Origin of the sequence: Bullifex sp. (genome assembly GCF_034103065.1) — a bacterium.
In the GTDB taxonomy this organism is placed as follows: Bacteria; Spirochaetota; Spirochaetia; order Sphaerochaetales; family Sphaerochaetaceae; genus Bullifex.
Genome location: NZ_JAXEGN010000024.1, coordinates 1 through 4,937, shown reverse-complemented (window position 1 = coordinate 4,937; position 4,937 = coordinate 1). Strand labels below are relative to the sequence as shown.

General features: G+C 36.6%; 3 protein-coding genes and 1 pseudogene. 1 reads left to right on the top strand and 3 read right to left on the bottom strand.

Translation table 11 applies throughout. From position 1 onward, the window contains the following. Nucleotides 1-1,325 (top strand): annotated as a pseudogene (locus SOY52_RS00925) (glutamine synthetase type III); the annotation flags it as partial. Between the two features lie 116 nt (nucleotides 1,326-1,441). Here the strand turns inward: SOY52_RS00925 and SOY52_RS00920 are convergent. The 3 genes from SOY52_RS00920 to SOY52_RS00910 form a co-directional block, all read right to left on the bottom strand. Beyond that, complete coding sequence (locus tag SOY52_RS00920) at nucleotides 1,442-2,950, bottom strand: IMP dehydrogenase (protein ID WP_320847106.1); 1,509 nt, start codon at nucleotides 2,948-2,950, stop codon at nucleotides 1,442-1,444. Between the two features lie 154 nt (nucleotides 2,951-3,104). Beyond that, a complete protein-coding gene (locus tag SOY52_RS00915; protein ID WP_320847105.1) occupies nucleotides 3,105-4,424 on the bottom strand; it encodes an aminopeptidase in 1,320 nt (439 codons plus the stop codon). Between the two features lie 95 nt (nucleotides 4,425-4,519). Further along, the coding region (locus SOY52_RS00910) for a hypothetical protein (protein ID WP_320847104.1) at nucleotides 4,520-4,937 on the bottom strand (418 nt) is incomplete at its 5' end.

Sequence of the window (4,937 nt, the reverse complement as noted above, 5' to 3'; positions counted from 1 at the left end):
GGATCAATGCAAAGACAAGTCACAATGAGGTTGCTCCTTGTCAGCATGAGCTTGCTCCAGTTTTCGGAACTACTAATATCGCAGTCGACCACAACCAGCTTACACTGGAGTTACTGAAGAAGATTGCGGATCGTCATGGATTTGCTTGCCTTTTACATGAAAAGCCATTTGCTGGAGTAAATGGAAGTGGTAAACATAACAACTGGTCTATCAGCACTGATACTGGCATTAACCTCCTTGAGCCAGGTGATAGTCCAAAGGATAACGCTCAGTTCCTCCTTTTCTTAGTAGCCGTCATCAAGGCTGTTGATGAGTATCAGGATTTAATGAGAGTATCTGTAGCCTCAGCAGGTAACGATCATCGTCTTGGTGCCAATGAAGCTCCTCCTGCAATTGTTTCAATGTTCCTTGGTGATGAGCTTACTGAGATTCTTGAAGGTTTAATCAGTGGTAAGGCTGTAAATGGTAAGGGTAAAGAAAAGATGGAACTTGGTGTTCATGTTCTTCCTGCTATTCCAAAGGATTCAACAGATAGAAACAGAACAAGCCCATTTGCATTTACAGGTAATAAGTTTGAGTTCAGAATGCTTGGTTCTTCTTTCTCAGTTGCAGGTCCAAACATTGTTCTTAATACTATTGTTGCAAAGGCTCTTAAGGAGTTCTATGAGGAGTTAAAGGATGCGAAGGACTTTAACGCAGCTGTAACAGAGCTTGTTAAGAAGACTTACCAAGAGCATAAGAGAATTGTATTTAATGGTAATAACTATGCTCCTGAATGGGTTCAGGAAGCAGAGAGAAGGGGACTATTGAACCTCAAGAGTTCTCCAGATGCATATGATACATTCATTGCTCCAAAGAATATTGAAGTCTTTAGCGAATTTGGAATCTTCAACTCTGTTGAAATGCACTCAAGATATGAAATCTTAAATGAAGAGTATTCTAAGACTATTCATATCGAAGCAACAACACTCATTGATATGGTTAATAGACAGGTTCTTCCTGCTTGTACAAAGTATGCTGGAAAGGTTGCAGCTGCAGTAGCATCTAAGAAGGCAGTATTACCTACTCTTGAGTGTAAGAGCGAAGTAGCTTTAGTTAACGAGCTTACTCAATTAATTGATAACCTCGAAGGAGCTGTTACTAATCTTGAAAAGCAAGTTGCTCTCTCCGCTGAGTATACTGGTAGCGATCTTGCACACTACACAAGAAATGCTATTATCCCAGCAATGGAAGATGTAAGAGGATTTGCTGATAGTCTTGAGCTTATTGTAGATCAAAAGGATTGGCCATATCCAACATATGGTGAGATGTTGTTCTACGTATAATAAAAAAATGAATCTACCTTCCCTGAGGGTGTCTGTGAAAGCAGGCCCCTCTTTTTGTTTGGAAGACATAAAAAATACCTTTGAAACAATAGCTTCAAAGGTAAACACTTTAAACTTTATTTAATTTCGAACTTATTATCCTTTAGTATTACATCGTGTGCTCCACCTTCTGTAATACTTGTAGCACTAACAAGAGTTAATACTGCTTTTTCTTGGAACTGAGGTATTGTAATTGCCCCACAGTTACACATAGTGGATTTAACTTTACTCATACTCATCTTAACATTATCTCTTAAAGATCCTGCATAAGGAACGTATGAATCAACACCTTCTACAAAGCTTAATTTTTTATCTCCTCCAAGGTCATAGCGCATCCAGTTTCTTGCTCTAGCACTACCTTCTCCCCAATACTCTTTAACATAGTTACCATTGAGATTAATCTTCTCTGTAGGAGACTCATCAAAACGAGCAAAGTATCTACCGAGCATTAAGAAATCAGCACCCATAGCAAGGGCAAGTGCCATGTGATAGTCATATACAAGACCACCATCAGAACAGATTGGGATGTAAATACCTGTTTCTTTAAAGTATTTATCTCTTTCCTCTGCTACATCAATAAGAGCTGTTGCCTGTCCTCTACCAATACCTTTAGTTTCACGTGTGATACAAATAGAACCACCACCAATACCGACCTTAATAAAGTCAGCGCCACACTCTGCTAAGAATCTAAATCCTGCTTTATCAACAATGTTTCCAGCACCAACTTTTACTTTATCGCCATAATTAGCTCTAATCCAAGAGATAGTTCTCTGTTGCCACTCTGTAAAACCTTCAGATGAGTCGATACAAAGTACATCTACACCAGCTTCAATTAATGCAGGTACTCTTTGCTCATAGTCACGTGTATTAATACCTGCGCCAACGATGTATCTTTTATGTGCATCTAATACTTCTAAAGGATTTTCTTTGTGAGTATCGTAGTCTTTTCTAAAGACAAAATATAAAAGCTTTCCTTCATCATCAACAATTGGGAGTGCATTAAGTTTGTTATCCCAAATGATGTCGTTAGCTTCTTTTAGTGTAATTGGCCATTTAGCATATACAAGATCTTCAAGTGGAGTCATAAATGAGGAAACACAAGTATCTAATGACATTCTTGATACTCTATAGTCTTTACTTCCAATTATTCCGAGAAGCTTACCATCACCTTTACCGTTGTCAGTTACAGCAACTGTTGAGTGTCCAGTTTTCTCCTTTAAAGCTAAAATATCTTCAAGTGTATCGGTTGGCTTAATGTTAGAGTCGCTTTTTACAAATCCTGCTTTAAATGATTTTACTTCCCTTACCATCTTTGCTTCATCTTCAATTGATTGGGATCCATAGATAAAGCTAATACCACCTTCTCTTGCTAATGCTTGAGCCATTTTGACTCCTGATACAGATTGCATGATAGCAGACACAAGAGGGATATTAAGTGTAAGAGGGCATTCTTCTTGGCCTTTCTTATATTTTACAAGAGGAGTCTTTAGAGAGACGTTTGAAGGAATGCAAGTTGAATCAGAATAACCTGGAATGAGTAAGTATTCACTAAAAGTGTGTGAAGGCTCATTATAATAAGTTGCCATTTTTTAGTTTTCTCCTGAAAATTTTGTTGCGGCTATTATATTGAAACCTTACTAAAAGGGGAAGTGTTTTAGTGATATTGTTGTAAAAATTTTATTAATTGCAACAAATGTATAAAATTAGCCTCTTAATTGTTTTATTAAGAGGCCAAAAGAATTAAAGGGTTAAGAATGCTTTATAGCAATTATATGCACTTTCAACATCAAATACGCTTGTAATTTCCCATGGTGCATGCATTGAAAGTACTGCAACACCACAGTCAATTACTTCCATACCGTAGTATGCTGCAAACTTTGCAATTGTACCGCCACCACCAACATCAACTCTAGCCATTTCAGCCATTTGATAGGTAACACTATTATCATCTAAAACCTTTCTAAGCTTTGCAATAAACTCTGGATTTGCATCACTTGCTCCTGATTTACCGCGTGAACCTGTATACTTATTAAACACTACGCCACCTGAAAGTGTTGATGAATTTTGCTTATCGTATAACTCTGTATGAAGAGGGTCATATGCTGAGTTTACATCGCTTGAGAGCATAAATGAGTTTCTAAGTGTTCTTCTTAATGCAAAATCACTTGATTTACCTAGTAGTGCTAAGACCTCTGAAACAATATTTGGAAGGAGTTCGCTATTCATACCTGTTGAACCAGTTGAACCAATTTCTTCTTTATCAACTAAAAGACAACATGAAGTTCTCTTAGGTGTTTCCTCTTCTTCTAAAAGTGCCATTAAAGAGGTGTATGAGCAAACTCTGTCATCTTGGCCATAGCCTAAGATCATGGAGCTATCAAGACCAAGGATTCTTGTATTTCCAGCTGGAACAACCTCAAGCTCTGCAGAAAGGAAATCAGCTTCTTCGATATCATAGCGCTCTTTTAAGATCTCAAGGATAGCATTTTTACCTGCATCTTTATCTTCACTACCACGAGGAGTAAGACCAACTACTAAGTCTAAGTCTTCACCTGGGAAGAATTCAGAAGCAGTTTTTTTCATTTGGTCCTGTGCAATGTGAGGTAGAATATCAGAAATACAAAGTGCGGTGTCATCTTCATCTTCACCAATGTTTACAAGTGCACAACTACCATCCTTTTTAAAAACTACACCATGTATAGCAAGAGGATGAGTAACCCATTGATATTTTTTAATTCCACCATAGTAGTGTGTGTTTAAATAAACAATTCCATCCTTTTCATATAATGGCTTCATTTTTAAATCTAATCTTGGTGAATCGATATGAGCACCAAGGATATTCATTCCATTTTCAATATCGTCTGAACCGATATGAAAGAGTGCTATAGATTTATCTCTATTGATAAAATAAACTTTATCTCCTGGTTTTAACTCAGTTTTTTCACATAGCTCTGAGTAACCTTTTGCTTTTGCAAGACTTACTGTCTGGCTAACACATTCTCTTTCAGTTTTACCGTTATCTAAGAATGCTTTATAACCCATAATAAGTTCTTCATTCATAAAATAATTCTCCATTAGATTTAATATAAGTCATTTTCCATACTATGTTAAGGTTAAAAAATAGCTCTAGAAACCGATGTTCTAGAGCTAAATGATTATTTCTTAAATTCCTTAAAGTCTTTAGGAGGCGCCTTAAAACCTTCAGGAGGAGTCATACGTGTTTTATCAAAGCCTTCAGGAGGAGTCATACGAGAAGGATCAAAACCTTCCATCATTCTTCCTCTACCCATTTCTTGTGATTCCCCATTTACATGATTAGTGATAACTATCTCTTTTTTATCTCCCAATGCATTGTTATTTGAGATAATACCATTAAATATATTATTACCTTGAAGATTTGCATCTGAAATAAAGTAATAGCTTGAGTTTAAGGTAATATCATCACTTGCAATCATTAAAGCATTCTTGCTTTCATGGCTTGTTGGAACTGTATATGCAAGTACTACATTTCCATCTTTATCTAATAAAGCAAAGGAATTACCTGTAAGATTTTCTCTAATTACATACCCAGTA